Raw genomic sequence first — 26,941 nt, forward strand, 5'->3', positions numbered from 1 at the left:
CTTCGAGGGACGAGGAGGCCGGGTCGACCGCCGTATGTGCCGCCGCGGAAGCGGACACCGCCCGCGGCGGCACATACGGCGGTCTCCTCGGGTGCGCCGACGGCACGCCTGTCCGACGCGCCGTCGGCGCGCATCTCCCGGGACACCCCGAGGCATACGCGCCGAGACTCACGTCATCCGCGCACACCGAGGACGACCGTGGAGGTACCGCAGCCGCGACACCTCCGCCGGTCCGGTGCCGTCCCAGGTGACCGGGACCGGCTCAGACGCCCGCGCCCAGCACCGCGTTGACCTGCTGCGGGTCGCCGCAGACGATCAGCAGGGCACCGGCTCGCTTGTGGGCCAACGGCAGGACGGTGGCCGCCGTGGCTTCGTCACCGCCGTTGACGGCGACCACGACCACGGGACGCACGCCTGCCCGGTCCGCGACGGCGGCGTCCGCGTAGAAGACGTCGTCCCCCGCCTCGTGCTGCGCCCAGTAGGACGCCTCACCGAAGGACAGCTCGTGGGCGGCCCAGGGGTGCTGCTCGCCGGTGGTGATCACCAGCACCTCCCCCGGGGCGCGACCCGCGTCGAGGAGCAGGTCCAGGGCCTCCTCGGCCGCGTCCAGCGCGCCCTCGGCCGAGGCCGGGATCAACTGGATCTGGGGAGCCGCGGGGGCAGCCGCGGAGGGGACAGGGGCGGCCGGGGCCGGAGGCCCGGGCTTGGCGGCGACGTCACGCGGTGCGCGTTGCACCGGCGGCGTGGGCCGCTGGGGTCCGGGACGCCCGGGACGCGACGGAGCCGCGGGACGGGGACCGGGTACGGGTCGAGGGGTCGGCGCGGTGCGGCCGCTGGCCGGAGTGGCGCGGGGACCCTGGGCACTCTCGTGAATCTGAGGCTCCTCGGGAATGAGAGGCATGAGCTGTTATTTATCAAACGTTGGTGCGGCTCGCGCCAGCGGGTGGCACATGCGTGCGAGCGGAATCGTCAGAAGTCGAAGCCGAGCTGACCCTCGATCTCCGGAACGCTTCCGTCCGCCCAGCTTCGGGCCTTCTTGAGATGCCGCCACTGGGGCAGCGCATCAAGATACGCCCACGACAAGCGGTGGTACGGGGTGGGGCCCCGCTCCTTCAGTGCGGCCTTGTGCACGGGCGACGGATACCCGGCGTTGTCCGCAAATCCGAAGTCTGCATGGTCGATACCCAGTTCGGCCATCATTTTGTCGCGCTGAACCTTGGCGATCACCGAAGCCGCCGCGACCGCCACACACGACCGGTCGCCCTTGATCACCGTGCGGACCTTCCAGGGGGCACCGAGGTAGTCGTGCTTCCCGTCGAGGATCACCGCATCGGGGCGGATCGGCAGAGCGTCCAGGGCGCGTACGGCGGCGAGCCGCAGCGCGGCCGTCATCCCCAGGTCGTCGATCTCCTCGTGCGAGGCATGACCCAGAGCGTACGAGGTCACCCATTTCTCCAGTTCCGCGGCGAGCACGGTGCGGCGCTTGACGGAGAGGAGCTTGGAGTCGGTGAGCCCCACGGGAGGCCGGCGGAGTCCGGTGACCGCCGCGCAGACGGTGACGGGACCGGCCCACGCGCCCCGGCCCACCTCGTCGACACCGGCAATGACCTTCGCTCCGGTCGTGGCGCGAAGGGAGCGCTCGACGGTGTGAGTAGGCGGTTCGTACGGCATGGCGCCCTTAGGGTACGCCGCCTGGATCCTCTCGCGACACCCAGGTTTCCCTGTGCGACTCCCCTGCCCGCGGCGAGCACGTCCGGGACCCCCTCACCCGGCGCCGGGTCGCAGCAGCGGCAGCATGAGCTGGTCGACCATCTCCTCCAGATCCCGATCATTCCATTCGCTCGTGCACATCTTTGATCGGTACATCATCATGGCCGGAATGACGTCCAGGACGTAACCGTTCGCCGCTCCGGACCGCACCTCACCCCGCTCTACTCCACGACTGATGATCTCGTGCAAGACTTTGACCGTCGGTTCCACCACCCCTTTCACGATCAGCGCATGGAAGCGTTCCACCTGCGATGGATCGCATTCGTGAATGATCGACCGCACCGCCAGCCCCGGTCTGGACATCATCGCGTCACGCGCCGTCCGGCACAGTACGAGCAGATCCTCACGCACACCCCCCCGGTCGGGCACGGCATCCAGCCGGGGCAGCCCGGCACGCAGGGCGTCCGCGACCAGGTCCTCTTTGGAGGGCCACCGGCGGTACACGGCAGCCTTGCCGGTCTGCGCCTCGGACGCGACCCCCTCCATCGTGAGGCCGTTCCAGCCGACGGTACCCAGTTGCTCCAGAGCAGCATCGAGGATCGCGCGTTCGAGTACGGCGCCACGCCGGCGCGAGGAGGCCGCCCGAGCGGGGGCGGCGGTCCAGCGCGAAGTAACCATCTGAGTGTCTCCAGCGAGCAGAGGGAGGAAGGGGAGGGGAATCGCGGGGAGGGGGATCGCGGGGAGGGGGACGCCGGGCGGCAGTGACGAGGGGCAGGCCGGGGGACGACCCCTCAAGTGAACGCTTGCGTTCACTACTGGGGACTCACTACCGTTGACGCAACAGTGAACGCCAGCGTTCACTAACGCCTTCGTGGGGGACCCATGGTGACGACCTCTCAGTTAACCGAAAAACAGAAACCGGGTGGGGGCTCAGCCCGTGGGCAAGGACATCCGGGCATCGCGCTGACCGTCATCGCCGCGTGCCAACTCATGGTGGTACTCGACGCGACGATTGTGAACATCGCGCTCCCGCACATTCAAGACGCGCTCAGGTTCAGCACCACCGATCTCACTTGGGTGGTCAGCGCCTACACGCTCACCTTCGGCGGTCTGCTGCTGCTCGGTGCCCGAGCCGGTGACATCCTCGGCCGCCGCCGGATCTTCCTGACCGGCATCCTGCTCTTCACGTTCGCCTCGCTCCTGGGCGGAGTGGCCCAGGAACCCTGGCAGTTGCTGGCCGCCCGCGCCCTGCAGGGCATCGGAGGTGCCATCGCCTCGCCCACCTCGCTGGCGCTCATCACCACCACCTTCCCGGAAGGTCCTGAACGGAACCGGGCCTTCGGCGTCTTCGCCGCGGTGTCCGCGGGCGGCGGCGCCATCGGGCTGCTCGCCGGCGGCATGCTCACCGAGTGGCTCGACTGGCGGTGGGTGCTGTTCGTCAACGTGCCGATCGGTGTCCTCATCGCCGTGCTCACCCCGCTGTACATCAGCGAGTCCGAACGCCACCCCGGCCGCTTCGACATCGCGGGCGCGCTGACCTCGACGGTCGGCATGGCCTCCTTGGTATATGCCTTCATCCGCGCGGCGGAGGAAGGGTGGGACGACAGCCTGACCCTCGGGGCCTTCGGTCTCGCCCTGGTCCTGCTGGTCGCGTTCGTCTTCACGGAGATGCGGGCTACGGATCCGATCACGCCGTTGAAGATGTTCGCCGACCGCAACCGCTCCGGCACGTACGTGATCATGCTGAGTCTCGCCGCGGCCATGTTCGGCATGTTCTTCTACATCGTTCTCTTCGTGCAGAACGTGCTGGGTTACAGCCCGATCAAGGCAGGGCTCGCCTTCCTCCCGGTGACCCTCGCGATAGCGGTCGGGGCGGGCCTGTCGCAGCGGTTCCTGCCCGTCCTGGGGCCCAAGCCGTTCATGCTCGGCGGCTCCGCCCTCGTGGTGATCGGCCTCATCTGGCAGACGTTCATCAGCCCCGACAGCTCGTACACGGGCGGGGTGCTCGGACCGATGGTCACCTTCGGGTTCGGCATGGGTCTGAACTTCGTGACGGCGACGGTCACCGCGGTGTCGGGTGTCGCCCAGCACGAGGCGGGCGCCGCGTCCGGTCTGCTCAATGCGACGCAGCAGGTGGGCGGGTCGCTGGGACTGGCCATTCTGACGACCGTCTTCGGCTCGGCGAGCAAGGACGAGGCGGAGAGGCAACTGCCGGACTTCCTCGCGCACGGGTCGGCGGAGCAGAAGGCCGCTTTCGCCACCCAGCACCAGCTTCCCGCGCCTTGGGGGCATGAGGTCCTCGCACAGGGCATCTCGACGGCCTTCGTACCGGCCGCCGCGATGGCCGCGCTCGCCCTGGTGACGGCCTGGCTGGTGATCCGCGTCCGCAAGAGCGACCTGGAGGCCCTGTCCGGCACGGCGGGGCCCATGGCCGGCTGACGACACACAGGGCTCACGGGCCGGCCTCGGGCCGTCGCCGACGCACGTCAGCACGAACGTCGTGCGCACGCGCCCGGAGCCGGTCGCTCCCCCCACTCTGGCGGTCGGCGGAACCACGCCTCGCCGCCCCGCCGGGGTCGTCGCCCGCCGGACTCTCGCCGACCACGCCGACCCCACGGACCCCACGGACCCCACGGACCCCACCGCCCAGAAACCGGTCACGACCAGCACGACCAGCACCGCCAGCACGAACCGCATGCTCACCCCCGACGCTTCAGCTGTCCCCACATCTCTCGGACACCCGCTGCCGCGCACAGACCTCGCACAGCGGACACCCGAAGAACGAGAGCGTGGTCACGCTGAGTTCCCGCCGAGCACGGACAGTTTCTACCGGACGACCCGGCCGCGCCTCAGGACACCGTCACACAGCCGTCGGCACCCATGCCGGGAACGCCTCGACCTGCTCCGCCCAGGACTTCGGAGGTGCCCCGGCCTTCCCCGATGCCAGCACGCCGCCCACGATGGCGCAGGTCGTGTCCACGTCTCCGCCCACCTGGGCCGTGGTCCAGAACGCCCTCTCGAAGTCGCCCAGCGACCGGGCAGCGGACCAGAGGGCGAAGGGCACGGTGTCGTGGGCCGTCGTGCGTCGCCCGCACCCCAGCACCGCCGCGACGGTGGCGGCGTCGCCGTAGTCGAGCATGTCCCGGGCCCGGCGCAGGCCGGCCCCGACGGCGCTCTTCGGGACGAGGGCGATGACGCCGTCCAGGAGTGCCCCGGGGCTGGGCGGCCCGTCGGGCGAGCCGGCCAGCGCGGCGGCCGCGGCGACGGCCATGGCCCCGACCACGGCCTCCCGGTGCTGGTGCGTGGGATAGGCGGAGATCTCCGCCTGGTGGGTCGCCTGCTCGGGGTCGTCGGCGTACCAGGCGCCCAGCGGAGCGATGCGCATGGCGGCACCGTTGCCCCAGGACCCCTGACCGTTGAACAGCGCGGCCGACAGCTCGCGCCAGTCGCCGCCCTCCCGGACCAGCCGCAGCAGCCGGTTGACCGCCGGTCCGTAGCCGCGGTCGAAGTCGTGGTGCTCCGCGAAGGAGTGGGCCAGTGCGTCCTGGTCGATGCGGTGGTGGGCGGCCAGGACGGCGACGACGGAGCAGGCCATCTCCGTGTCGTCCGTCCACTGCCAGGGGCCGAACGGCAGCTCGCGGCGCTTCAGCAGCGGGTAGTTCGCCGGCACGAAGAACTGCGAGCCCAGCGCGTCTCCCACCGCGAGGCCGCGCAGGCCGGCCAGGGCACGCTCCAGGCGCCCTTCGGAAGAGGAGTCAGCGGTCATCTTCCTGCCACTCTATCCGCCGATCCCGTACGGCTCCGGGTCTCGCCACCGGGCGAACGGCCGGTCAAGGAGGTACTTGCCGTCGTCTCCGAGAACGAGTACGCGCATCTCGGCGTTCCCCGGGTTCGACAGCGACTCGAACTCGGCGACCGTCCAGTGGAACCAGCGCATGCAGAACAGGCGCATGGCGAGGCCGTGGGTCACGATGAGGACGTTCGGCGGGTGGTCCGGTGCCTCGAAGCTGCGGAACAGGCTCTCGAGGAAGCCACCGACCCGGTCGTAGACGTCGGCCCCGCTCTCTCCTTGGGCGAAGCGGTAGAAGAAGTGCCCGTAGGCGTCACGGTAGGCCTTCTGCAGGCGGACGTCGTCGCGGTCCTGCCAGTTGCCCCAGTCCTGCTCGCGCAGCCGGGGCTCCTCGCGCACCCGTATCAGGTCGGGGTCGAGATGGAACGCGCGGAGGGTTTCGTGTGTCCGCCGGTAGGGCGAGACGTACACGCTGACGCGCTCCGAGCCGAACAGCTCCCGGAGGGTCTTCCCCGTCTCCTCCGCCTGCCGCCAGCCCCGCTCGGTCAGAGCCAGTGCGTGGTCCGGTTCACGCTCGTACACGGTGTCATCAACATTGCCCGTTGACTCCCCGTGTCGGACAAGGACGATGCGCCGTGGTCGTGCCATGCCGAAACACTAGATCGGGTGGCGGCCGATCGGGCAATCCAACGGTCCCTGTACGGCGTACGTCACATGAATCCCACGCCGGAACGCTGACGAGGCCGCACCCCCCGCGAGTCCCGACCTCAGACAGTCCAGGTCGGTTCGAGGGGCACGATGTCACCGGTGAGGGAGGAGATGTCCGCCTCGATCTGGGCGCGCAGTGCGAGCCGCTCGACACGCTCGGTGCGGTACTTGCCGTGCTCGGCCTCCGAGCGCCACATCGACAGCACCAGGAACTCATGGCCCGGCGCCTCCGCGAACAGGCCGCGGATCATCCCCGGGGATCCGGCCATGGCGGGGTTCCACACCTTCTCCTGCATGAGCGTGAAGTGCTCGGCGCGCTCCTCGCGCACCCGGCACAGGGCGACCCGCAGCAGGTCGGAATCGGTGAAGCGGGGTTCGAAGCCCGTCTTCACGTCGAAGCGGTGGTCGAACAGCCGGACCTGGGCATCCGTGAAGGTGCCCGCCTGGGCGGCCGCGAGCCGGCCGTGGGAGCGCGCCATGAAGGAGTCGTAGAAGGCACGGCTCTCCCAGAAGGCGAAGACATGCGCGACGGAGGGCCGTGTCCTGCTCCAGCCCCCGCCCTGTCCCCGAAATCCCGGCTCCCCCAGAAGCCCCGCCCACTTCCGCTGCCCCCGCTCGAAACCGCGGCGGTCGACCACGGTGCAGCGAATCCACTTGACCAGCACCGCGCCATCGTACGGCCACCAGGCACGCTGCCGGTCTCCTCGGGCACCGAGCGGTCCTGTGCGGGCGCACACGCGCGTGGCAGGATGGACAACCGGCCCTGACGATCCGGCAGTTCGGGGCGACGGCAGACGGGGAACGGGGAGGGCAGTCCGGTGAACGGCCTCAACAAGGGGATCGGCAAGGTCGAGATAGCGCTGAAGTGGGATCCGAGTCCGGCGGGCCGACCGCCCACCGATCTGGACCTGGTGGCCGCGGCCTACTTGGCGGACGATCCGCAGGGCGCCCCCGCCTACGTGGTGCACTTCGACAGCCGCTCCCCCGACGGCACCGTCCATCTCAATCGGGACAGCAAGGACGGCAAGGGCTTCGGCTGGGACGAGGTCATGGTGGTGGAGCTGAACCGGCTGGATGTCCGGTACGCGCGCGTGGTGGTCGGTGTGGTCATCCAGCAGCAACCCGCCCATAGGACCTTCGTCAGCGTGCTCAACCCCGCCGTCCGCATCCGCGAGGGCTACACCGACCTGGCCGTGGACGACTTCGGCGGCGTCCTCGGCGCGACGGCGGCGACGGTCGCGGAGTTCAGGCGTGTCTCGGCCGACGGATGGGCGTTCGACGCCGGTGTCCGGGGTTTCGAGGACGACCCGGCGACGTTCACGCAGATCATGGGCCGACTGCACCAAAGCTGAGCTGCGCCCGGGAGCCGGGCACGCATGCACCAGGGCGGTGGCGCCGGGTGACCGGCTCCACCGCCCTGATCATCAGGTTTCACGCCACGACGGCGCCAGAAATCAGCTGCAACCGCTGGTCGAGCCGCAGCCCTCGCAGATGTAGCAGGAACCGGCCCGCTGCATCTTCGTGCCGCAGGAGAAGCACAGCGGGGCGTCGGCCTGGATGCCCAGCTGCATCTCCACCAGTTCGGCGCTGGTGTGGGCCTGCTTCAGGGCGGGCGCGGCCGTACCGGCCTCCGCCTTCGGCGTGGCCACGGCCTTCAGGTCCGTCTGGCGCGGAGCCGACTGGGCCAGACCCTCGACGTCGACGTCCTCCTCGGCCGGCTCGTAGGAGCCGGTCTCCAGGTGCCGCTGGCGCTCCTCGGCGGAGTGGATGCCGAGTGCGGACCGCGTCTCGAAGGGCAGGAAGTCGAGCGCCAGGCGGCGGAAGATGTAGTCGACGATCGACTGGGCCATCCGCACGTCCGGGTCGTCCGTCATACCGGCCGGCTCGAAGCGCATGTTGGTGAACTTCGAGACGTACGTCTCCAGCGGAACGCCGTACTGAAGGCCGACGGAGACCGCGATGGAGAAGGCGTCCATCATGCCCGCGAGCGTGGAACCCTGCTTCGACATCTTCAGGAAGACCTCGCCGAGACCGTCGTCCGGGTAGGAGTTGGCGGTCATGTAGCCCTCGGCGCCGCCGACCGTGAAGGAGGTCGTGATGCCGGGACGGCCCTTGGGGAGGCGCTTGCGGACCGGGCGGTACTCGACGACCTTCTCGACCGCGGTACGGATCGTGTCCTCGGCCTTCTCCGTGATCTCGGCCTTCTCCTTCTCCTTGGTCTTCGCGGAGAGCGGCTGGCCGACCTTGCAGTTGTCGCGGTAGATCGCGAGCGCCTTGACGCCCAGCTTCCAGGCCTCGTAGTAGATCTCCTCGACCTCCTCGACGGTCGCCGTCTCCGGCATGTTGACCGTCTTGGAGATGGCACCGGAGATCCACGGCTGGATCGCGGCCATCATGCGGACGTGGCCCATCGGGGAGATGGCGCGCTCGCCCATGGCGCAGTCGAACACCTCGTAGTGCTCCTGCTTGAGGCCGGGGGCGTCGATCACGTTGCCGTTCTCGGCGATGTGGGCGACGATCGCCTCGATCTGCTCCTCCTGGTAGCCCAGGCGGCGCAAAGCCTGCGGGACGGTGCCGTTGACGATCTGCATCGAACCGCCGCCGACCAGTTTCTTGAACTTGACCAGGGCGAGGTCGGGCTCGACGCCGGTGGTGTCGCAGGACATCGCGAGACCGATGGTGCCGGTCGGGGCGAGCACGGACGCCTGGGCGTTACGGAAACCGTTCTTCTCACCGAGGCGCAGCACGTCCTGCCAGGCCTCCGTGGCGGCGGCCCAGACCGGGTTGTCCAGGTCGTCCATGCGGACGGCCGCGCCGTTGGCGTCGGCGTGCTGCTTCATGACGCGGTTGTGGGCGTCCGCGTTGCGGGCGTAGCCGTCGTACGGGCCGACGACCGCGGCCAGCTCGGCGGAGCGGCGGTAGGCCGTGCCGGTCATCAGGGAGGTGATGGCACCGGCCAGGGCGCGGCCGCCGTCGGAGTCGTACGCGTGGCCGGTCGCCATCAGCAGGGCGCCGAGGTTGGCGTAGCCGATGCCGAGCTGGCGGAACGCGCGCGTGTTCTCGCCGATCTTCTGGGTCGGGAAGTCCGCGAAGCAGATGGAGATGTCCATCGCGGTGATGACGAGCTCGACGACCTTCTGGAAACGCTCGGCCTCGAAGGACTGGTTGCCCTGGCCGTCGTCCTTCAGGAACTTCATCAGGTTCAGCGAGGCGAGGTTGCAGGACGTGTTGTCCAGGTGCATGTACTCACTGCACGGGTTCGACGCGGTGATCCGGCCGGATTCGGGGCAGGTGTGCCAGTTGTTGATGACACCGTCGTACTGGATGCCGGGGTCGGCACAGGCCCAGGCGGCCTCGGCGATCTTGCGGAAGAGCGACTTGGCGTCGACCTTCTCGATCACCTCGCCGGTCATCCGCGCACGCAGGCCGAACTGACCGCCCTGCTCGACGGCCTGCATGAACTCGTCGTTCACGCGGACCGAGTTGTTCGCGTTCTGGTACTGGACGGACGTGATGTCGTCGCCGCCCAGGTCCATGTCGAAGCCCGCGTCGCGCAGGACGCGGATCTTCTCCTCTTCCTTGACCTTGGTCTCGATGAAGTCCTCGATGTCGGGGTGGTCCACGTCGAGGACGACCATCTTGGCGGCGCGGCGGGTGGCGCCACCGGACTTGATGGTGCCGGCGGAGGCGTCGGCACCGCGCATGAAGGAGACCGGGCCGGAGGCGTTGCCACCGGAGGAGAGCAGTTCCTTGGAGGAACGGATGCGGGAGAGGTTCAGGCCGGCGCCGGAGCCGCCCTTGAAGATCATGCCCTCTTCCTTGTACCAGTCGAGGATCGACTCCATGGAGTCGTCGACGGACAGGATGAAGCAGGCGGAGACCTGCTGGGGCTGCGGGGTGCCGACGTTGAACCAGACGGGGCTGTTGAAGCTGAAGATCTGGTGCAGGAGGGCGTAGGAGAGCTCGTGCTCGAAGACCTCGGCGTCGGCGGGCGAGGCGAAGTAGTGGTGGTCCTCTCCGGCCTTCCGATAGGTCTTCACGATGCGGTCGATCAGCTGCTTGAGGCTGACCTCGCGCTGCGGGGTGCCGACGGCGCCCCGGAAGTACTTGCTGGTGACGATGTTGACCGCGTTCACCGACCAGAAGTCGGGGAACTCGACGCCACGCTGCTCGAAATTGACCGAGCCGTCGCGCCAGTTGGTCATGACGACGTCACGGCGCTCCCAGGCCACCTCGTCGTACGGGTGCACGCCGGGAGTGGTGTGGATGCGCTCGATACGCAGCCCCTTGGTGGCCTTGGTGCCCTTCGCTCGGGAACCTCGTGCCGGACCGCTCGCCGTCTCTGTCATGCCGCCTCCCTGTACAGGCAAAAACGCCCTGAAATGCCACGATGTTCCGTGGCACGGTGTTGTGTCTTGTACTGCGGGCAACCACACGCCTGCGCCCGCAGCAAGTCTTCTTCGCCGCCGCCCGGCCGGATCCGGGTCCTGGCCCCGTTCCGGCCCGCCGGTCAGTCGGCGGCGTGGGCGGGCTCGGGGACCTGTACGGCCCCTCCGCGCCCGCCGTCGTCTTCCCGGGCCCCCGCGACAGCGCCTTCGGCGTCCTCGCGGTCGCCGTCGTCCGCGGCGGGGTGTCCCGTCTGCTCCCTGAGTTCCGCGATCGCGGCCTCGAAGTCCTCGAGCGAGTCGAACGCCCGGTAGACGGAGGCGAACCGCAGATAGGCGACGAGGTCGAGCTCCTGCAACGGTCCGAGTATGGCCAGCCCGACGTCGTGGGTGGTCAGCTCGGCGCTTCCGGTGGCCCGCACCGCCTCCTCGACCCGCTGGCCGAGCTGGGCGAGGGCGTCCTCGGTGACGGGCCGGCCCTGGCAGGCCTTGCGCACGCCGTTGATGACCTTGGTGCGGCTGAAGGGCTCGGTGACGCCGGACCGCTTCACCACCATCAGCGAGCACGTCTCCACGGTCGTGAAGCGACGGGAGCAGTCAGGACACTGGCGGCGCCTGCGGATCGACGTGCCGTCGTCGGTCGTACGACTGTCGACGACGCGGCTGTCGGGGTGCCTGCAGAAGGGGCAGTGCATGGATTCCCAACCCTCCTCACAGCAGACTTTTGCGCCTCAGGGGCCTCATGGACCCCTCGAAGCAGCCCCAAGCATAGGCGATCCATGAGGATGCGATGACCCGGGGGACCACAACTTGTGGGCCGCTGCCGCCATCCAACCACTAGATATGGGGCTTGACTCATTCGCCCAGGCTGTTTCGCGTGTCGCGCCCACAGCCCTCACGCACCGCTGTTCGGACGTCACACCGGGCACACGAAAGCCACGCTCACGCGCGCGTGCACAGGCGCCGCACCGCCGCACCCACGGGGATACGGTGAGCACCACGAGGAGGACCGGTAGCACTCTCGCGCAGAGCCGGGCCCGGTTCCCGGACGAGGGGAGGGCGGATGGCAGACTGGGGCGACACCCCGCAAGGCCATCGGCCCCGGCGGGGAAGAGTACAACAATGAGCTCCCCCGTCCGCCGGTCAGCGCGTTAGCCATACACCCAAACACATGATCAAGTCAGGCAATACACGCTTTTTCACTCGAACGTGTGTTTGGCGCAACCTTTCGAAAGCAACTACCGTTGTCCAGCAGGGAGACCATCGAGAGGGGCCGACGTGACCACCACCGCAGACAGTGCCACCATCACCGCCCAGGACCGCTCCCAGGGCCGACTCGAGCCGGTGCATGCGATGAACGAAGCCACGAATCCCGAGGGACACAAGCGCTCCCTGCCGGGCCGACCTCCAGGCATCCGGGCGGACAGCTCGGGGCTCACGGATCGGCAGCGGCGGGTGATCGAGGTCATTCGGGACTCCGTGCAGCGGCGCGGTTACCCGCCGTCCATGCGGGAGATCGGCCAAGCGGTCGGCCTGTCCAGCACCTCCTCGGTCGCGCATCAGCTGATGGCGCTGGAGCGGAAGGGCTTCCTCCGCCGGGACCCGCACCGTCCGCGCGCGTACGAGGTGCGCGGCTCCGACCAGGCGGCCGCCGTGCAGCCCACGGACACCGCCGGCAAGCCCGCCGCGTCGTACGTTCCCCTGGTGGGCCGGATCGCCGCCGGTGGCCCCATCCTCGCCGAGGAGTCGGTCGAGGACGTGTTCCCGCTGCCCCGGCAGCTCGTCGGTGACGGTGAGCTGTTCGTGCTGAAGGTCGTGGGCGACTCGATGATCGAGGCCGCGATCTGTGACGGCGACTGGGTGACCGTCCGCCGCCAGCCGGTCGCCGAGAACGGCGACATCGTGGCCGCGATGCTCGACGGCGAGGCCACCGTCAAGCGTTTCAAGCGTGAGGACGGCCATGTGTGGCTGCTCCCGCACAACGCGGCCTACGAGCCGATCCCCGGCGACGACGCGACCATCCTCGGCAAGGTGGTAGCCGTGCTGCGCCGGGTCTGACACCGGCGACGGACGGGCCTTCTCGACCCGCCCCCCTGACTGGGCCCCGGGATCCTTGCGCCGGTTCCGGGGCCCTGTGCTGTGCTCGGCCGGATGCCGTGCCCATCGGTTCGGTTCCTCCCAGGACAGACCTCCCTCACCGCGCCGTCGCCGCTACCGCTTCTGCTTCCGCCTTCTTGGCCACCGCGTCGATCGCCGCCAGCGACTTCCGGACCTGGTTGCGGTCCGTGGTGTACCAGAAGTCCGGCAGGGACGCCTTCAGGTAGCTGCCGTAGCGGGCTGTCGCCAGGCGCTGGTCCAGTACGGCGACGACACCGCGGTCACCCGACGCGCGCACGAGCCGGCCCGCACCCTGCGCCATCAGCAGCGCGGCGTGTGTGGCGGCGACGGCCATGAAGCCGTTGCCGCCCGCGTCCTCCACCGCTTTCTGGCGGGCGCTCATCAGCGGATCATCGGGGCGCGGGAACGGAATCTTGTCCATGACCACCAGCTGACAGCTCGATCCTGGTACGTCGACACCCTGCCAGAGCGACAGCGTGCCGAAGAGGCAGGTCATCGGGTCCGCCGCGAAGTTCTTGATCAGCTCACCGAGGGTTTCCTCGCCCTGCAGCAGGACCGGGAACTCGGGGATGCGCGTGCGCAGCTCCTCGGCGGCGAGCTGGGCGGCCCGCATGGAAGAGAAGAGGCCGAGTGTGCGACCGCCGGCCGCCTGGATCAGTTCCGTCAGCTCGTCCAGCATGTCCGCCCGGTCGCCGTCGCGCGCGGGGCGGGCCAGATGCTTGGCGACGTACAGAATGCCCTGTTTGCGATAGTCGAAGGGCGAGCCGACGTCGATGCCCTTCCACTGGGGGACGTCCTCACCCTCTGTGCCCTCCGGGGCGAGGCCCAGTGAGGCGCCCACACCGTTGAAGTCCCCGCCCAGTTTCAGGGTCGCCGAGGCCAGCACCACGGAGCGGTCCGTGAAGAGCTTCTCCCTCAGCAGACCGGACACATTGAGGGGGGCGACGCGCAGGGAGGCGCCGAAGCGGTCGTGGCGTTCGTACCAGACGACGTCGTACTCGGAGCCGTTCACGAGGCGCTCCGCCACGTCGTGCACCGTCTCCACGGAGGCGAGTGCCTGCTTACGAATGGCGTCCTCGTCCTGGACCGACTTGTCACGGGTCGCGCCGATCGCGGAGATGACGGTGCGTGCGGCGTCGCGCAGCGCCATGAGGGCGTACCCGAGGTCTTCGGGAATCTCCTCCAGGCGGCCGGGCAGCGCCAGCTCCATCAGCCGCTCGAAGCCTTCGGCGGCGGTCTGGAGCTGGTCGGCGGCCTTCTCGTTGACCAGCTTCGCCGCGCGGCGTACCGCACGGTTGACCTGGCCTGCGGTGAGCTCGCCGGTGGCGACTCCGGTGACCCGCGAGACCAGTTCGTGCGCCTCGTCGACGATGAGCACCTCGTGCTGCGGGAGGACCGGGGCGCCCTCGATGGCGTCGATGGCGAGGAGGGCGTGATTGGTGACGACGACCTCCGACAGCTTGGCGCGCTCGCGGGCCATCTCCGCGAAGCACTCCGCGCCGTACGCGCACTTCGAGGCGCCCAGGCACTCCCGGGAGGAGACCGACACCTGGCTCCAGGCGCGGTCGGAGACGCCGGGGGTCAGGTCGTCGCGGTCACCGTCCTCCGTCTCGTCGGCCCAGTCGCGCAGCCGCAGCAGGTCCTGACCGAGCTTGCTGGTGGGTGCGGCCGCCTCGAACTGGTCGAAGAGGCCCTCTTCCTCGTCCTGCGGCATGCCTTCGTGCAGCCGGTGCAGGCAGAGGTAGTTCGACCGGCCTTTGAGCATGGCGAACTCCGGGCGGCGGCGCAGCAGCGGATGCAGCGCGTCGACCGTGCGCGGCAGGTCGCGCTCCACGAGCTGACGCTGGAGGGCCAGGGTGGCGGTCGCCACGACGACTCTCTCCCCGTGGGCGAGCGCGGGCACGAGGTACCCCAGCGACTTACCGGTACCGGTGCCGGCTTGGACCAGCAGATGGGAGCCGTCGTCGATGGCCTCTGCGACGGCTTCGGCCATGGCCACCTGGCCGGGGCGCTCCGTACCGCCGACTGCGGCGACGGCGGCATGGAGGAGTTCGGGGAGTGAGTGCTTCGTCATAGCGCGACCACCCTACGGCCCGGCACTGACAAACGGGTGGCCATGCAGATGACCGGTGGTGAGAACGGAGGCGTGATCGCTGTTCGGACGCTTCTCGGGTCGGGCGTGGGGCGGAGAGAGGGAAGGGGCCAACGGGACTGGCGGGGCTGAAGGGACTGAAGGGGCCGAAGGAGCTGAAAGGAAAGGAGCTGAAGGAGCTGGAGAGATCGAAAGGGGGCGGGTGCGGAAAAAAGTTCGGACGGCGGGGAACCGGCTCGCACGGCGGTCCGTTCCATGTGTGACGACTTGATCGCAGAGAGTCATGGCAGGGAGGGTGGGTTCCGGTCTCGGAGCAAGAGGGCTGCTCGCTTGGCGGGCAGGTCGATCTCGGCGGAGAGCCGGAAGCCGGCGTTGAGGAAGGCGGCTACGGAGGCGATGTTGCGAAGGTCGGGTTCAGCGATGATGCGCGCGCAGGCGGGTCTGCCGCCAAAGACGAGGTCGGCGACGGCTGCGATCAGAACGCCGCCGAGTCCGCGCCCACGGTCGGCGTTACCGCCGATGAGGAGGTGGATGCCGGTGTCGTGAGGCAGGGCCGGATAGTGACGGGCCAGCGGATCGAGATCTGCCCGGTAGATCTCCCAGTAGCTCATCGGTGAGCCCTCCAGCAGGCCGATGCAGGGAACACTGTGGCCGTCGCCGTCCAGTTGGCGCCGCAGATGTTCCTCGGTCACGGACGCCGGGCCGGCCAGTTCCCAGAACGCGGCGACAGCGGGGTCGTTCATCCAGCCGACGATGCGGAGCAGGTCCCTCTTGATCCGCACCGACGCCAGGCGGAAGGCGCCGGCCGCAGTGGTGATCGGCCTCTCGTCGTCGAGGCGGTCCAGCAGGTCGTCGGCGGGCGGACGCGCGGTCCGCACGACCTCGACGGTTGTGGGGGCCATGGTGAGGTTCCTCTCTGAAGGCAGGAGGGGGCTGGGCCGGGTGGGGAGGAGGAAGGAAGGGGACTGGCTCCCCGGGGCGGTGAAAGCGGTGGTCGGGCGGATGAACGTGTCAGGAGTGCAGGGGGTTGGCGATGGAGACGTACACGGACTGGGTGTCGACCGGGCCGACGAGTTCGTCGAGGCCGTGGAGTCGGGTCAGCAGATTGGCCTTGCACCGCAGGACGGGTGAGTCGAGCAGGCGGGTGGGGAGTGGGCTGCGCGTCCGGTCCCGGCCGTGGGCCGCATTGGTGAGGAACCGGCGGAAGGCGGCGAGCAGCACGTGCTCGTCGGCGAGTCTCTGGGAGCCGAACGCGCCGATGAGTCCGAAGACGTTGTTGATCCCGAGGTAGTAGGCGAAGCGCTCGTCGGTGATCTCGTCGGAGACGAAGGTGTCGCTGCGTTCGCCGATCCCCGGCAGTCGGCCGTCGAGTTCCGCGCGACGGGACGTGCGGAAGTAGTAGCCCTGGTTGTCGCGGTAGCGGCCTCCGCCGGGCCAGCCGTCCGGATCCAGCAGAAGAAGCGTGTTCTGCTGGTGTGCTTCGAGGGCGACGCCCGCCTCGCCGTCGAGCCACAGCACCGGACGGACGACCTGCTCCAGGTAGCGCAGGAACCACTCGGTGGCCACGGCCCCCAGCGGGCGGCCCGTCTTCCGGGCGAGGCGCGTGACGAGCGCGGCGAGACGGGACGGCAGACGGGGAGCCGGGTCCTGGACCGGCGGGTCCGCCTCGGCACAGGGGTGCTCCGGTCCGGCGTTCCGCTGGACGTGCGGGCGGGGCGCGACGAGGGCCGCGACACAGGTGACGTCGTCGGACGGCGTGAACGGGTTGTGCCGGATGACGACGTCGAGCCCGGTCACCGGAAGGCCGTCGGGTCCGTCGACCGCGAGCCATGCCGGGTCGCGGACGATGTCGAAGCGCGAATGGGCCGCCTGCCAGTGCCTGGACAGGCCGGTGCGCAGCAGGCGGTGCACTTCGACACCACGGTGGAGTTCCTTGCGCAGGTTCTCACGACGGGAGTTGGTGATACGCAGTCCCAGCGACAACTTGAGCATCGCCGGGGCGCCGGAACGGTAGACGGTTCGGACGGAGGAGGTGGGATGCCAGGGGAGGCCGTGGACACCGAGGTCCCGGAGCAGTCCGGCGTCGAGCAGGGCCGCGACCTCAGGACGGTGGCGGGCTTCGCGCATCTGCCACGGATGCAGCGGCAGGGCGGCGTGATCGTCGGGCAGTGGCAGCCCGGCACCGGCGAGGAGGCACGTCAGCCGGTCCGCGGGCACACGGCGACCGCGCTGGGTCCAGGCGGAGTCGGAAGCGATCAGGGGCGGGGCGACGGCCAGCCAGTGCACCGGGAAAGAGCCGCACGCCTCAGGTGAGTACAACGCCGCTTCGGCGTCGGAGAGGCCTTCGCGGCTCTTCGGGGTCGGATGGAGGGGATGCCCGAGCATCAGCGCCTGTTCGGCGGAGAGGAACAGGTCGGGCCGGTCGGCCGGGCGTTCCCGGTGGGCGCTGATGAACGTCGCGGTGCGGCGGACGGAGTCGGCGACGCGGGCTACCAGGTCGGCGCTGTCGAGGACGTCGTGCGCGGTCGGCGTGGGGCGGGGTGCCGGGATCCCGGCGGTGGGTGTGCCCTGACGCGAGCCGGGGTGTGGCCCTCGGCCGACGGCTCGCCCTGCGGGTTCCGTGGCTGCGGTGCGGATCCGGAGCGCTTCACGGGCCAGTAGGGCCGCGAGGGTGACCGCGTCCACGGGTGGGCTGTGCTCAGGGGCTGCCACCAGGCGCGGGAGGCCGAAGCGGTGCCAGCCGGTCGGGGACCAGTAGTGGACGGGGGTGATCAGCGCGGTGCCGGTGGCGGGCAGCGCAATACGCAGGAGGCTGTCGTCGGGGGCGGTCAGGCCGCTCTCGCGGACCCAGCAGCGCAGCAGGTTCTCCACGGAGGCCGCCTGGGCCACCGTCGACGGATCGGGGTCGTGCAGGAGATCGGTGACACCCGAAGGGCCGGCGGCGGAGCCCTGCGGTTCGGCGTGCTCGGTGCGGTGCCCCTGGTCGGCGCGGTCGGTGTCCTCCGGTCGGCGGGGGACGGGGAGAGCGGGAGCGGAGAACGATGACGGAACGAAGGAGGTCGACGCGGATGCGGGGGAAGGGGCAGTGGTCCGGGGCGCGGAACCGGCGGACTGGGGGGACGTGGTCAAGGTCGTTCCTCGTCGGATGGGGGCGGCTCGGTCGGCGACGCAGCGAGGTGCGAGGGTGCGTGTGTTCGTCGGAAGACGCCGGGATGCGCGTCGAGGCCGAGAGGTGGGTTCTCGGCGGGAGGGGCCTGGAGTGGCCGGCCCGAGGTGACGGGGGTGGCCGCGGGTGGTCGGCGGGGCTGCTCCCTCGTGGGTGGCGGGAGCCTCGCGGTACACGGGCCGCCGGTGGGCTCGGCCTTCGTGGCAGGTCTGTGCGGGCGTGGGCCGGGTCAGCTGTCGCCTTGGGCACCGGCGGCCCCTGGCGGCGGGGGTGGACCGGTCGGCTGTTGCGGTGGGCCGGGTCGGTGGTGGCGGGCGTGGCCCGTGCGGCCGATGTGGCCAGGTCGCCCGGCGTGACCCGGGTGACCGGCCTGGCACGGTCGGTCGGCGTGGGTGCGGGCCACCACCTCCATCGCGTCCGCCAGCCGGTCGAGTACGGCGGCCGCCTGCTCGTCGGTGATCGTGAGGGGCGGCAGCAGGCGGACGACGCTTCCGTGGCGCCCGCCGAGTTCGACGATCAGGCCGCGTCGCAGGCACTCGCGTTGGACGGCCACCGCCAGGCCGGGAGCGGCGGGGTGAGGGCCATGGGCGGCTTCCGGGGTACTCGTCGCGCCGGCCGGCGGGTGCGGTGTGGAGGGGACGGCTCCGGCCGGGCCACTCGTCCGGTCGCACGCGCCCTCGGGGTCCACCATCTCGATCCCGATCATCAGCCCTCGCCCTCGGACGTCGCCCATGTACGGGACGCGCTGGGCGAGTTGCCGGAGCTGGGAGAGCATGCGGGCGCCCAGGCGGGCGGCGTGGTCGGCGAGGCCGTTGGCGCGGACGTAGGCGAGGGTCGCCGTTCCGGCGGCCATGGCGAGCTGGTTGCCGCGGAACGTACCCGCGTGGGCGCCGGGTTCCCAGACGTCGAGGCTGTCGCGGTAGACGATGACGGCGAGGGGGAGGCTGCCGCCGATCGCCTTGGAGAGGACCATGACATCGGGGGTGACCCCGCTGTGTTCCACCGCCCAGAAGGCGCCGGTCCGGCCCACGCCCGTCTGGACCTCGTCGGCGATCAGCGGGATGGACCGTTCGGCCGTGATCTGCCGCATGCGCTGCATCCAGGCGTCCGGTGCCGGAATCACCCCGCCCTCGCCCTGGACGGGTTCGAGGATCATCCCGGCGGGTGTTCGCACACCGGACTTGGGATCGTCGAGCACGGACTCCGTCCAACGAGCGGCGAGTTCGGTGCCCCGCTCGCCACCGACACCGAACGGGCAGCGGTAGTCCTGCGGATAGGGCAGGCGCGTCACCCGTACGTCGAAGGCACCACCGGATGCGTCGAGGGAGCCGGCGGTCATGCCGTGGTAGGCGCCGGTGAACGCCAGGACTCCCGTACGGCCGGTGGCGGCCCGCACCAGCTTCAGCGCGGCCTCCACCGCGTCCGTGCCGGCCGGTCCGCAGAACTGTACGCGCGCGCGGTCGGCGAGCCCGGACGGCAGACTGCGGAACAGCTCGGTGGTGAAGGCGTCCTTGACGGGGGTGGCCAGGTCGAGGACGTGCAGGGGTGCGCCGGAGTCCAGGACCTTGCGGATGGCCTCCAGCACGACGGGGTGGTTGTGGCCGAGCGCCAGGGTGCCGGCGCCCGACAGGCAGTCGAGGTAGCGGCGGCCGTCAGCGCCCTCGATGGTCAGCCCGCGCGCCCGCACGGGCACGATCGGCAGGGAACGCGCATAGGTGCGCGCCGCCGACTCGCGCAGGGACTGCCGCCGCAGGATCCCCTCCTGGGCCGGGCGACCTCCTGCCGACGCCCGCGCAACGGGAGCGCCCTCACCGACGGCACTCCGCGCCTCGGGCACCCTGCCGGCGGAGGGCTTGGGCATGGAAGTCCCGAGGGTCGGGGTCCCGTCTGCGGTGAGCCCGTCCGCGGACATCCCGCCCCCCGGAGCCCCGACATCCGAGGGAGAAGTCCCGCCGGCGGGAGTCACAGTCGTGGACCTTCCCACGTCAGCTCCCCCGGCCGGGGCTGTCCACAGGGCGACGTCTCCGTCGTCGCCTGAGCACCTCGATGGCACCTCCCCCGGTACAGGCTCGGTCACGGCCACGGCTCCTGTTCCTCCCGCTGTGCAGAGGCGAGTCGGTGCGTGGCGGAACCCTCAAGGGCCGGCGCCGGGTCGTCGACCTTGGGAAACGGCGTTCCCCATGCCCTCGGTGAGGTTCCGCACGCGGGGCAGCACACAGACGGCAGGCCCCATGGCTACCAACCCCGACAGGTCCAGCGGGTTACGGGTTACGTCGAGACTCGTGCGGTGACGCCGTCGAGGCGGTGAGGGCGCGACCCGGCATGCCGCCTTCCCCTCATCACTCGGCCACGATCAGGGCCACCTGTTGCCCTACTCACCCACCACCTCCCCCTCGCCCCTCACCTCACCCCCCTTGCAGATGTTGTGCATTTTATTGACTGCGACACAATAATCGCCCTACATTCCGGGACGCTCGCATCGGCCGGCAGCCACACCCGCCCCCACGCCCAACGCCTCACCCCCCACGACAGGAGTCGCCTCATGCGTGTCCGTCCTGCACTCACCCTCGCCGCCGCGGCCACCGCCCTGATCACGTCGCTGCTGTCAGCTCCGGCCGCACAGGCGGAAATTGCGGTCGCCCGCCTCACCGGCACCCTGGCCGACGGCGCCACCTGGATCGCCGACGTACCCGCCGACTGGAACGGCACCCTCGTCCTGTACAGCCACGGCTTCGGCTCGCTCGTCGCGCAGAACGCGCCCTCCGACGCCGTGCGCGCGGAACTGCTCGCCGAGGGCTACGCGCTGGCCGGCTCCTCCTACGACCCCAACGGCTCGAAGTGGGCGCTGGCCAGTGCCGAACGCGACCAGTTCGCCACGCTGGACGCGGTCACGGCCGAGATCGGGGAGCCCGAGCGCACCCTCACCGTCGGCCAGTCCATGGGAGGACTCGTCAACGCTCAGCTCGCGCGGGACGGAGCCGGCCGGATCGACGGCGCGCTGGGGCTCTGCGGGCTGGTGGCGGGCGGCACCGACCTGGACAACTACCAGCTCGACGCCGAGTACACGCTCGCCCGGCTGCTGCTGCCCGGCGAGCAGGTCGAGCTGGTGGGCTTCGGCTCGGCCGCCGAGGCGGCCGACACCGCCCGTGTGCTCACCGACGCCGTCGCAGCGGCGCAGGCCACCCCTCAGGGGCGGGCCCGCGTCGCGCTGGCCGCGGCCTTCCTCAACCTCCCGGCATGGGCCCCCGACCGGGACCGGCCCGCGGCGGACGACTGGGCGGGCCAGGAGGAACAGCAGTACGCGTGGTTCGCGAGCGGTGTCCTGTCGTTCATCGAAGGAGGGCGGTACGCGGTCGAGCAGTCGGTCGGAGGCAACAACTCCTGGAACCGGGGCGTCGACTACGCGCGCCTGCTGGCCGGTTCCGTGCACGCGCCGCAGGTGCGTGCCCTGTACCGGAGCGCCGGGCTGGATCTGGGCGCCGATCTGGAGGCGCTGACGGACGGTGCGGAGATCACCGCGGATCCGGCCGCGGTGCGCACCGCCGAGCGCACCTCGTCGGCGGGTCAGGGGCTGGCCGTGCCGCTGCTGAACATCCACACCACGGCCGACGCGCTCGTCCCCGTGGAGCAGGAGCGCCGGTTCGGCGACCGGGTGCGCGCGGCGGGTGACGGTGCCTTGCTGCGCCAGGCGTACGTCGAGCGGCAGGGGCACTGCACCTTCACCGCCGCGGAGACGGTGGCCGCCCTGCGCGCTCTGGAGCACCGCGTCACCACCGGGCGTTGGGGCAGCGCCGCGACCCCGGCGGCGCTCCAGCGGTCGGCCACCGCGCTCGATCTGGGCGAGGCGGCCTACGTCGTGTACCGGCCCGCGCCCCTGACGGTCGGCCGTGACCGTCAGGGTGATGGTCGCTGACGGCGTCTCGGCGGTGGGGGCGCGCCGGATCGCGTCCTCACCCTCGCCCCACCCTCGTCGGCAGCACCGGGAATTACCCCTCCCCACAGGGACGATGAGCAGGTCAGGCGGCTTGTAGCCGAACCGTTGCCGTTCCGGCGGAAGTCCCCCGCGGTGAGCGCATATCGTGTGAGGCCGTTCCACAGGGCCATGAGGCCCATGTGAACCGGGCGTGAGATCACCATGAGTTCCACGCCGGGAACGGCCACCGCTCCAAGTTCGTTCACAGCAGGGGGAGTCAGACCATGCGATCCATACGGCCGTCGTTGACCATACGTCGGGGGAGGGACGCCCACCGCAGAACTTCCCCCTTGCTGGGCGCTGTTGCTCTCGCCTCGGTGCTCGTGCTCACCGCGACCGCGTGCGACTCGGGCAGCGCCGACGCGGGAGGCGAGGCCACCGCGTCCGCCTCCGCGGGTGGCGACGGCAAGATCACGATCCCGGACGACATCAAGGACCGGCTCAAGGAGCACGGGATCGACCTCGACAAGTGGAAGAACGGCGCCTGGAAGGACTGGGACCGGGACGACTGGCTGCGCGAGGCGCAGGACTACATCAACCCGATCATCGAGGGTCTGTGGGACGAGGACCGGATGCGTGAGGCCGAGGACCCGGAGCGGGCGGTCGACGACAGCGACCTCGCGGACGACCAGGGCGTGACCGACCCGACGCCCGCGGTGGTGGAGGCGACGGCCGTGTCGCCCGCCTACCACGCCAACGCTCCCGAGGCGGGCAAGGTGTTCTTCGACTCCCCCGAGGGCACGATGGTCTGCTCGGCGACGGTCGTCCAGGACCCGGCACACCCCGGCAAGTCCAACCTGGTGTGGACGGCGGGCCACTGCGTGCACGCCGGCAAGGAGGGCGGCTGGTACCGCAACATCGCGTTCGTGCCGTCGTACAACGACTCGGGCATGACGGACGCGGCGTTGCAGACGGCCACCAAGGAGCAGGTGGCGCCGTACGGCGTCTGGTGGGGTGACTGGGCGCAGACCTCGGACCAGTGGATCGCGCAGGGCGGGCAGACCGGCGGTGACGGTGCCTCGTACGACTTCGCGGTGATCCATGTGACGCCCGAGGAGGGTGGTTCGGGCAAGTCGCTGGAGGAGACGGTCGGTTCGGCACTGCCGGTGGACTTCGCGGCGCCGGCCGTGGCGAAGGTGGGCAGTGTGACCGCCACGGGTTACCCGGCGGCGGCGCCGTACGACGGGCAGAAGCTGTACCAGTGCCAGGATGCGCCGGGGCGGCTGTCGCTGAACGCCACGGACCCGACGATGTACCGCATCGGCTGCACGATGACCGGCGGCGCGTCCGGCGGCGGCTGGGTGGCGACCGGCTCGGACGGCGAGCCGGCACTGGTGTCCAACACCTCGATCGGCCCCGTGAAGGCGGGCTGGCTCGCGGGGCCGCGGCTGGGTGAGGTGGCCGAGAGCGTGTACGACTCGGTGAGCGGCAAGTTCGCCGGGCAGTGATGCGCGCGGCGGGCGCCGGGGACTGCCCGGCGCCCGCAGCCGTCGCCCGACGCACAGCGGGCTGAGGACGGTCGCGTGAGTCGACCGGCTCGGCGACGACCAGGGCGGTCACGACGACCGCCGTCCCCGAGCAGAACCCGTGCACGCCGACGGCCCGCCCCCTGCACCGAGCAGGGGGCGGGCCGTCGTACGGGAGGGTGTCAGGCGAGCGATGCCGGGACGTACGGCGCGAGGTCCGCCGCGAGTTCCTCGTGCACCCGCGCCTTCAGCAGGGTGCCCTCCGCCGTGTGCTCCGCGGAGATCACCTCGCCCTCGGTGTGGGCACGGGCGACCAGCTTGCCCAGCGTGTACGGCACGAGCGCCTCGATCTCGACCGACGGGCGCGGCAGCTCGTCGTCGATGAGCGCGAGCAGCTCGTCGATGCCCTGGCCGGTGCGGGCCGAGACCGCGATGGAACGCTTCTCGATCCGCATGAGCCGCTGGAGCGTCAGCGGGTCGGCCGCGTCCGCCTTGTTGATCACGACGATCTCGGGCACGTCGGTGGCGCCGACGTCCTGGACCACCTCACGGACGGCGGCCAGCTGCTCCTCCGGGTTCGGGTGCGAGCCGTCCACCACGTGGAGGATCAGGTCGGACTCGCCGACCTCCTCCATGGTGGAGCGGAACGCCTCGACCAGGTGGTGCGGCAGGTGCCGGACGAAGCCGACGGTGTCCGCCAGCGTGTACAGCCGGCCGCTCGGGGTCTCGGCCCGGCGCACGGTCGGGTCGAGGGTCGCGAACAGGGCGTTCTCGACCAGGACACCCGCGCCGGTGAGACGGTTGAGCAGCGAGGACTTGCCGGCGTTGGTGTAGCCCGCGATGGCCACGGACGGCACCTTGTGGCGCTTGCGCTCCTGACGCTTGATCTCGCGGCCGGTCTTCATCTCCGCGATCTCACGGCGCATCTTCGCCATCTTCTCGCGGATCCGACGCCGGTCCGTCTCGATCTTGGTCTCACCGGGACCTCGGGTGGCGAGGCCGCCGCCCTTGCCGCCGCCCATCTGCCGGGACAGCGACTGACCCCAGCCTCGCAGCCTCGGCAGCATGTACTGCATCTGCGCGAGCGCGACCTGCGCCTTGCCCTCCCGGGACTTGGCGTGCTGGGCGAAGATGTCGAGGATCAGGGCCGTACGGTCGATGACCTTGACCTTGACGACGTCCTCGAGGTGGATCAGCTGACCCGGGCTGAGCTCACCGTCGCAGATGACAGTGTCGGCGCCCGTTTCGAGCACGATGTCCCGCAGTTCGTCGGCCTTGCCGGAGCCGATGTAGGTGGCCGCGTCGGGCTTGTCACGGCGCTGGATCACGCCGTCGAGCACCAGCGCGCCCGCGGTCTCCGCGAGGGCGGCCAGCTCCGCGAGGGAGTTCTCCGAGTCCTGCACGGTCCCCGAGGTCCAGACGCCGACGAGCACGACCCGCTCCAGGCGGAGCTGCCGGTACTCGACCTCGGTGACGTCCTCGAGCTCGGTGGAGAGGCCCGCGACGCGGCGCAGGGCCGCGCGCTCGGAGCGGTCGTACTGGTCGCCGTCCCGCTCTCCGTCGATCTCGTGGCTCCAGGCGACGTCCTCTTCCATCAGGGCATCGGCCCGAAGACCTTCGGGGTAGGCGTGCGCGAAGCGCTTGGTGTCCTGGGAAGGGGAAGAAGAGGAGGTCATTGGGTCCTTACGTCGTTGGGGATGCCGATTCGGTGGTCTTCATGGTCAACGCACGAGTACCCCGGGAGATTCCCGTCGTCCCGTGCCGCGCCGACCTGACGATGGTCGCACGGTACGGCCCGTCTCGTCACCGCCTTATTCCGCGGCCTGCGCGGTGGGTGCGGGCGCCGCCGATGTCCACTCCGGGTGTCCGGGCATCGGCGGGGTCTTCTCGCCGTACAGCCAGCCCCGGAAGAAGGTCCCGAGGTCGCGTCCGGAGGTCCTTTCGGCGAGGCGCAGGAAGTCGGCGGTGCCCGCCGTGGCGTCCCGGTGATCGCGCACCCAGGCCCGCTCCACCTGCTCGAACGCGCGAGTGCCGATCTTCTGGCGCAGGGCGTACAGCACGAGGGCGGCGCCGTCGTAGACGTTCGCGCGGAAGATGCCGATCTTCTGGCCGGGCACCGGCGGCTTGGGGGCGGCGGGCGGACCGCCGGCCGCACGCCAGCGGTCGGAGGCCCCGTACGCCGCCTTCATGCGGGCCTCCATGGTGCGGCCCGCCTTCTCCTCCGCGTGGAGGGCCTCGTACCAGGTGGCGTGTCCCTCGTTGAGCCACAGGTCGGACCAGGTGCGGGGGGTGACGCTGTCGCCGAACCACTGGTGGGCCAGCTCGTGCACCATGATCGACTCGACGTACCAGCGGGGGTAGGCGGGCTCGGTGAACAGGTCCTTCTCGAAGAGGGAGAGGGTCTGCGTCTCGAGCTCGAATCCGGTAGCGGCGTCGGCCATGAGCAGGCCGTACGTCTCGAAGGGGTAGCGGCCGACCTTGTTCTCCATCCAGGTGATCTGGTCGGGGGTCTTCTTCAGCCACGGTTCGAGGCGCTCGCGGTCCCCGGTGGGTACGACGTCCCGGACGGGCAGTCCGTGCGGGCCCTTGCGGTGCAGGACGGTGGAGCGGCCGATGGACACCTGGGCGAGCTCGGTGGCCATGGGGTGGTGCGTGCGGTACGTCCAAGTGGTCGTGCGGCCGGACCTGTCGACGCCGGCCGGCAGACCGTTGGCGACGGCCGTGTAGCCGGCGGGCGCGGTGACCCGGATCGTGAACCTCGCCTTGTCGGAGGGGTGGTCGTTGCAGGGGAACGCCAGGTGGGCGGCGTCCGCCTGGTTGGCCATGGCCAGGCCGTCCGCGGTCCGCACCCAGCCGCCGTCCCGTCCGGCGACGCTCACCGGATCGCTGGTGTGCCGCACGGTGACGTGCATCCGGTCGCCCGCGCGCAGCGGCTCCTCCGGTGTGATCACCAGGTCCTCGCCGGCTCCGGTGAAGGCGGCGGGCTCTCCGTCGACCTCGACGGACTCGACCGTGCCGTGGGCGAAGTCGAGGTTGATCCGGGTCAGGGCGGTGGTGGTCCGGCCGTCGATGGTGGTGACCGCCCGGAGCGGCCGGCTGTTGTCACCGGAGTACGTGAAGGACAGGTTGTAGGCGGTCACGTCGTACCCGGGGTTGCCCAGGTGCGGGAAGAGGCGGTCGCCGATGCCGAGCGGGGTCGCGGGTGCGCCCGCGGCGACGAGACAGACCGAGACGGCCGAGGCGAGGAGCGCGGAGGTGAGACGCCGCGAGGAGACGGTCCGGGGACGGTCGGGCGGCGGGGTGAGAGGGCTACCGGTGGTGCCGGTGGTGCCCGTGGTGCCGGTGGTGCCGGTGCTGGTGGTGCCGGTGGTGCCAGTGCTGGTGGTGCCGGTGGTGCCAGTGGTGCGAGTAGTGCCGGTGCGAGTGGTGCCAAAGGTGATGGGGGCGCGGGGGGTGAGGGGCATGCACCACCGCTACCAGCGCGCGCGTGCAGCTCCGCGACGGCGCGCGACCGGCCCACTCGAACGGACTGC

At 70.5% G+C, this 26,941-nt stretch carries 19 protein-coding genes; 5 read left to right on the plus strand and 14 right to left on the minus strand.

Features of this window, described 5'->3' with window-relative positions:
* Positions 1-262: 262 nt before the first annotated feature.
* From ACIP67_RS33380 to ACIP67_RS33390, 3 genes are all read right to left on the minus strand, one after another.
* Positions 263-901: a hypothetical protein gene (locus tag ACIP67_RS33380; protein WP_401696818.1), complete on the minus strand. Its 639-nt coding sequence runs from the start codon at positions 899-901 to the stop codon at positions 263-265.
* Positions 902-969: 68 nt separating this feature from the next.
* Positions 970-1,671 (minus strand): ribonuclease HII, encoded by a 702-nt coding sequence (locus tag ACIP67_RS33385; RefSeq protein ID WP_401696819.1) that lies wholly within the window; start codon positions 1,669-1,671, stop codon positions 970-972.
* A gap of 93 nt (positions 1,672-1,764) precedes the next feature.
* Positions 1,765-2,388 carry a TetR/AcrR family transcriptional regulator gene (locus tag ACIP67_RS33390; RefSeq protein WP_401696821.1) on the minus strand — a complete coding sequence of 208 codons (624 nt, stop codon included), beginning with the start codon at positions 2,386-2,388 and terminating at the stop codon, positions 1,765-1,767.
* Between the two features lie 204 nt (positions 2,389-2,592).
* Here ACIP67_RS33390 and ACIP67_RS33395 point away from each other — a divergent pair, with 204 nt between their 5' ends.
* Positions 2,593-4,149 carry an MFS transporter gene (locus ACIP67_RS33395; protein ID WP_401696822.1) on the plus strand — a complete coding sequence of 519 codons (1,557 nt, stop codon included), beginning with the start codon at positions 2,593-2,595 and terminating at the stop codon, positions 4,147-4,149.
* A gap of 421 nt (positions 4,150-4,570) precedes the next feature.
* Here the strand turns inward: ACIP67_RS33395 and ACIP67_RS33400 are convergent, their stop codons facing one another.
* The 3 genes from ACIP67_RS33400 to ACIP67_RS33410 form a co-directional block, all read right to left on the minus strand.
* Positions 4,571-5,476, minus strand: coding sequence for an ADP-ribosylglycohydrolase family protein (locus ACIP67_RS33400; RefSeq protein WP_401696823.1), 906 nt, complete (start codon positions 5,474-5,476; stop codon positions 4,571-4,573).
* A gap of 12 nt (positions 5,477-5,488) precedes the next feature.
* On the minus strand, positions 5,489-6,148 hold the full coding sequence (locus tag ACIP67_RS33405; protein ID WP_401696825.1) for a histidine phosphatase family protein: 660 nt from the start codon (positions 6,146-6,148) through the stop codon (positions 5,489-5,491).
* A gap of 119 nt (positions 6,149-6,267) precedes the next feature.
* Positions 6,268-6,873 carry a YdbC family protein gene (locus ACIP67_RS33410; RefSeq protein ID WP_401696827.1) on the minus strand — a complete coding sequence of 202 codons (606 nt, stop codon included), beginning with the start codon at positions 6,871-6,873 and terminating at the stop codon, positions 6,268-6,270.
* 153 nt (positions 6,874-7,026) lie between these two features.
* On the opposite strand from ACIP67_RS33410, the gene ACIP67_RS33415 reads away from it, so the two are divergent.
* Positions 7,027-7,560 (plus strand): TerD family protein, encoded by a 534-nt coding sequence (locus ACIP67_RS33415; RefSeq protein ID WP_401696829.1) that lies wholly within the window; start codon positions 7,027-7,029, stop codon positions 7,558-7,560.
* Positions 7,561-7,662: 102 nt separating this feature from the next.
* On the opposite strand, the gene ACIP67_RS33420 is transcribed toward ACIP67_RS33415, so the two are convergent.
* Together ACIP67_RS33420 and nrdR are read right to left on the minus strand one after the other, a co-directional pair.
* Positions 7,663-10,557, minus strand: a complete 2,895-nt coding sequence (locus ACIP67_RS33420; RefSeq protein WP_401696831.1) for a vitamin B12-dependent ribonucleotide reductase — start codon at positions 10,555-10,557, stop codon at positions 7,663-7,665.
* A gap of 161 nt (positions 10,558-10,718) precedes the next feature.
* A complete protein-coding gene (gene nrdR, locus ACIP67_RS33425; RefSeq protein ID WP_401696833.1) occupies positions 10,719-11,288 on the minus strand; it encodes a transcriptional regulator NrdR in 570 nt (189 codons plus the stop codon).
* 583 nt (positions 11,289-11,871) lie between these two features.
* On the opposite strand from nrdR, the gene lexA reads away from it, so the two are divergent.
* The gene (gene lexA / locus ACIP67_RS33430) at positions 11,872-12,651 is read left to right on the plus strand and encodes a transcriptional repressor LexA (protein ID WP_365458901.1); all 780 of its coding nucleotides are present in this window, start codon (positions 11,872-11,874) and stop codon (positions 12,649-12,651) included.
* A 136-nt stretch (positions 12,652-12,787) separates the two neighbouring features.
* On the opposite strand, the gene ACIP67_RS33435 is transcribed toward lexA, so the two are convergent.
* The 4 genes from ACIP67_RS33435 to ACIP67_RS33450 form a co-directional block, all read right to left on the minus strand.
* Entirely contained in the window at positions 12,788-14,785 is a 1,998-nt protein-coding gene (locus ACIP67_RS33435; protein ID WP_401696836.1) for an ATP-dependent DNA helicase, read from the minus strand.
* Positions 14,786-15,084: 299 nt separating this feature from the next.
* Complete coding sequence (locus tag ACIP67_RS33440) at positions 15,085-15,807, minus strand: GNAT family N-acetyltransferase (RefSeq protein WP_401696947.1); 723 nt, start codon at positions 15,805-15,807, stop codon at positions 15,085-15,087.
* 7 nt (positions 15,808-15,814) lie between these two features.
* Positions 15,815-17,932 (minus strand): IucA/IucC family protein, encoded by a 2,118-nt coding sequence (locus tag ACIP67_RS33445; protein WP_401696837.1) that lies wholly within the window; start codon positions 17,930-17,932, stop codon positions 15,815-15,817.
* Between the two features lie 266 nt (positions 17,933-18,198).
* Positions 18,199-19,830: a diaminobutyrate--2-oxoglutarate transaminase family protein gene (locus ACIP67_RS33450; protein ID WP_401696839.1), complete on the minus strand. Its 1,632-nt coding sequence runs from the start codon at positions 19,828-19,830 to the stop codon at positions 18,199-18,201.
* A gap of 681 nt (positions 19,831-20,511) precedes the next feature.
* On the opposite strand from ACIP67_RS33450, the gene ACIP67_RS33455 reads away from it, so the two are divergent.
* Together ACIP67_RS33455 and ACIP67_RS33460 are read left to right on the plus strand one after the other, a co-directional pair.
* On the plus strand, positions 20,512-21,882 hold the full coding sequence (locus ACIP67_RS33455) for an alpha/beta hydrolase (protein ID WP_401696841.1): 1,371 nt from the start codon (positions 20,512-20,514) through the stop codon (positions 21,880-21,882).
* A gap of 284 nt (positions 21,883-22,166) precedes the next feature.
* Entirely contained in the window at positions 22,167-23,390 is a 1,224-nt protein-coding gene (locus tag ACIP67_RS33460; RefSeq protein WP_401696844.1) for a trypsin-like serine peptidase, read from the plus strand.
* A 200-nt stretch (positions 23,391-23,590) separates the two neighbouring features.
* Here ACIP67_RS33460 and hflX read toward each other — a convergent pair whose 3' ends face one another.
* Positions 23,591-25,084: a GTPase HflX gene (gene hflX, locus ACIP67_RS33465; RefSeq protein WP_401696845.1), complete on the minus strand. Its 1,494-nt coding sequence runs from the start codon at positions 25,082-25,084 to the stop codon at positions 23,591-23,593.
* Positions 25,085-25,219: 135 nt separating this feature from the next.
* Positions 25,220-26,872, minus strand: a complete 1,653-nt coding sequence (locus ACIP67_RS33470; protein WP_401696847.1) for a M1 family metallopeptidase — start codon at positions 26,870-26,872, stop codon at positions 25,220-25,222.
* Positions 26,873-26,941 lie beyond the last annotated feature (69 nt).

This window comes from Streptomyces sp. NPDC088812, from assembly GCF_044750285.1.
Taxonomy (GTDB): Bacteria; Actinomycetota; Actinomycetes; order Streptomycetales; family Streptomycetaceae; genus Streptomyces.

Excerpts from the sequence above, each read along its gene's own strand:
- ACIP67_RS33380 (WP_401696818.1), bottom strand. The coding sequence starts at position 901 with ATGCCTCTCATTCCCGAGGAGCCTCAGATTCACGAGAGTGCCCAGGGT.
- ACIP67_RS33385 (WP_401696819.1), bottom strand. The coding sequence starts at position 1,671 with ATGCCGTACGAACCGCCTACTCACACCGTCGAGCGCTCCCTTCGCGCC.
- ACIP67_RS33390 (WP_401696821.1), bottom strand. The coding sequence starts at position 2,388 with ATGGTTACTTCGCGCTGGACCGCCGCCCCCGCTCGGGCGGCCTCCTCG.
- ACIP67_RS33395 (WP_401696822.1), top strand. The coding sequence starts at position 2,593 with ATGGTGACGACCTCTCAGTTAACCGAAAAACAGAAACCGGGTGGGGGC.
- ACIP67_RS33400 (WP_401696823.1), bottom strand. The coding sequence starts at position 5,476 with ATGACCGCTGACTCCTCTTCCGAAGGGCGCCTGGAGCGTGCCCTGGCC.
- ACIP67_RS33405 (WP_401696825.1), bottom strand. The coding sequence starts at position 6,148 with ATGGCACGACCACGGCGCATCGTCCTTGTCCGACACGGGGAGTCAACG.
- ACIP67_RS33420 (WP_401696831.1), bottom strand. The coding sequence starts at position 10,557 with ATGACAGAGACGGCGAGCGGTCCGGCACGAGGTTCCCGAGCGAAGGGC.
- nrdR (WP_401696833.1), bottom strand. The coding sequence starts at position 11,288 with ATGCACTGCCCCTTCTGCAGGCACCCCGACAGCCGCGTCGTCGACAGT.
- ACIP67_RS33435 (WP_401696836.1), bottom strand. The coding sequence starts at position 14,785 with ATGACGAAGCACTCACTCCCCGAACTCCTCCATGCCGCCGTCGCCGCA.
- ACIP67_RS33450 (WP_401696839.1), bottom strand. The coding sequence starts at position 19,830 with ATGCCCAAGCCCTCCGCCGGCAGGGTGCCCGAGGCGCGGAGTGCCGTC.
- ACIP67_RS33455 (WP_401696841.1), top strand. The coding sequence starts at position 20,512 with ATGCGTGTCCGTCCTGCACTCACCCTCGCCGCCGCGGCCACCGCCCTG.
- ACIP67_RS33460 (WP_401696844.1), top strand. The coding sequence starts at position 22,167 with ATGCGATCCATACGGCCGTCGTTGACCATACGTCGGGGGAGGGACGCC.
- hflX (WP_401696845.1), bottom strand. The coding sequence starts at position 25,084 with ATGACCTCCTCTTCTTCCCCTTCCCAGGACACCAAGCGCTTCGCGCAC.
- ACIP67_RS33470 (WP_401696847.1), bottom strand. The coding sequence starts at position 26,872 with ATGCCCCTCACCCCCCGCGCCCCCATCACCTTTGGCACCACTCGCACC.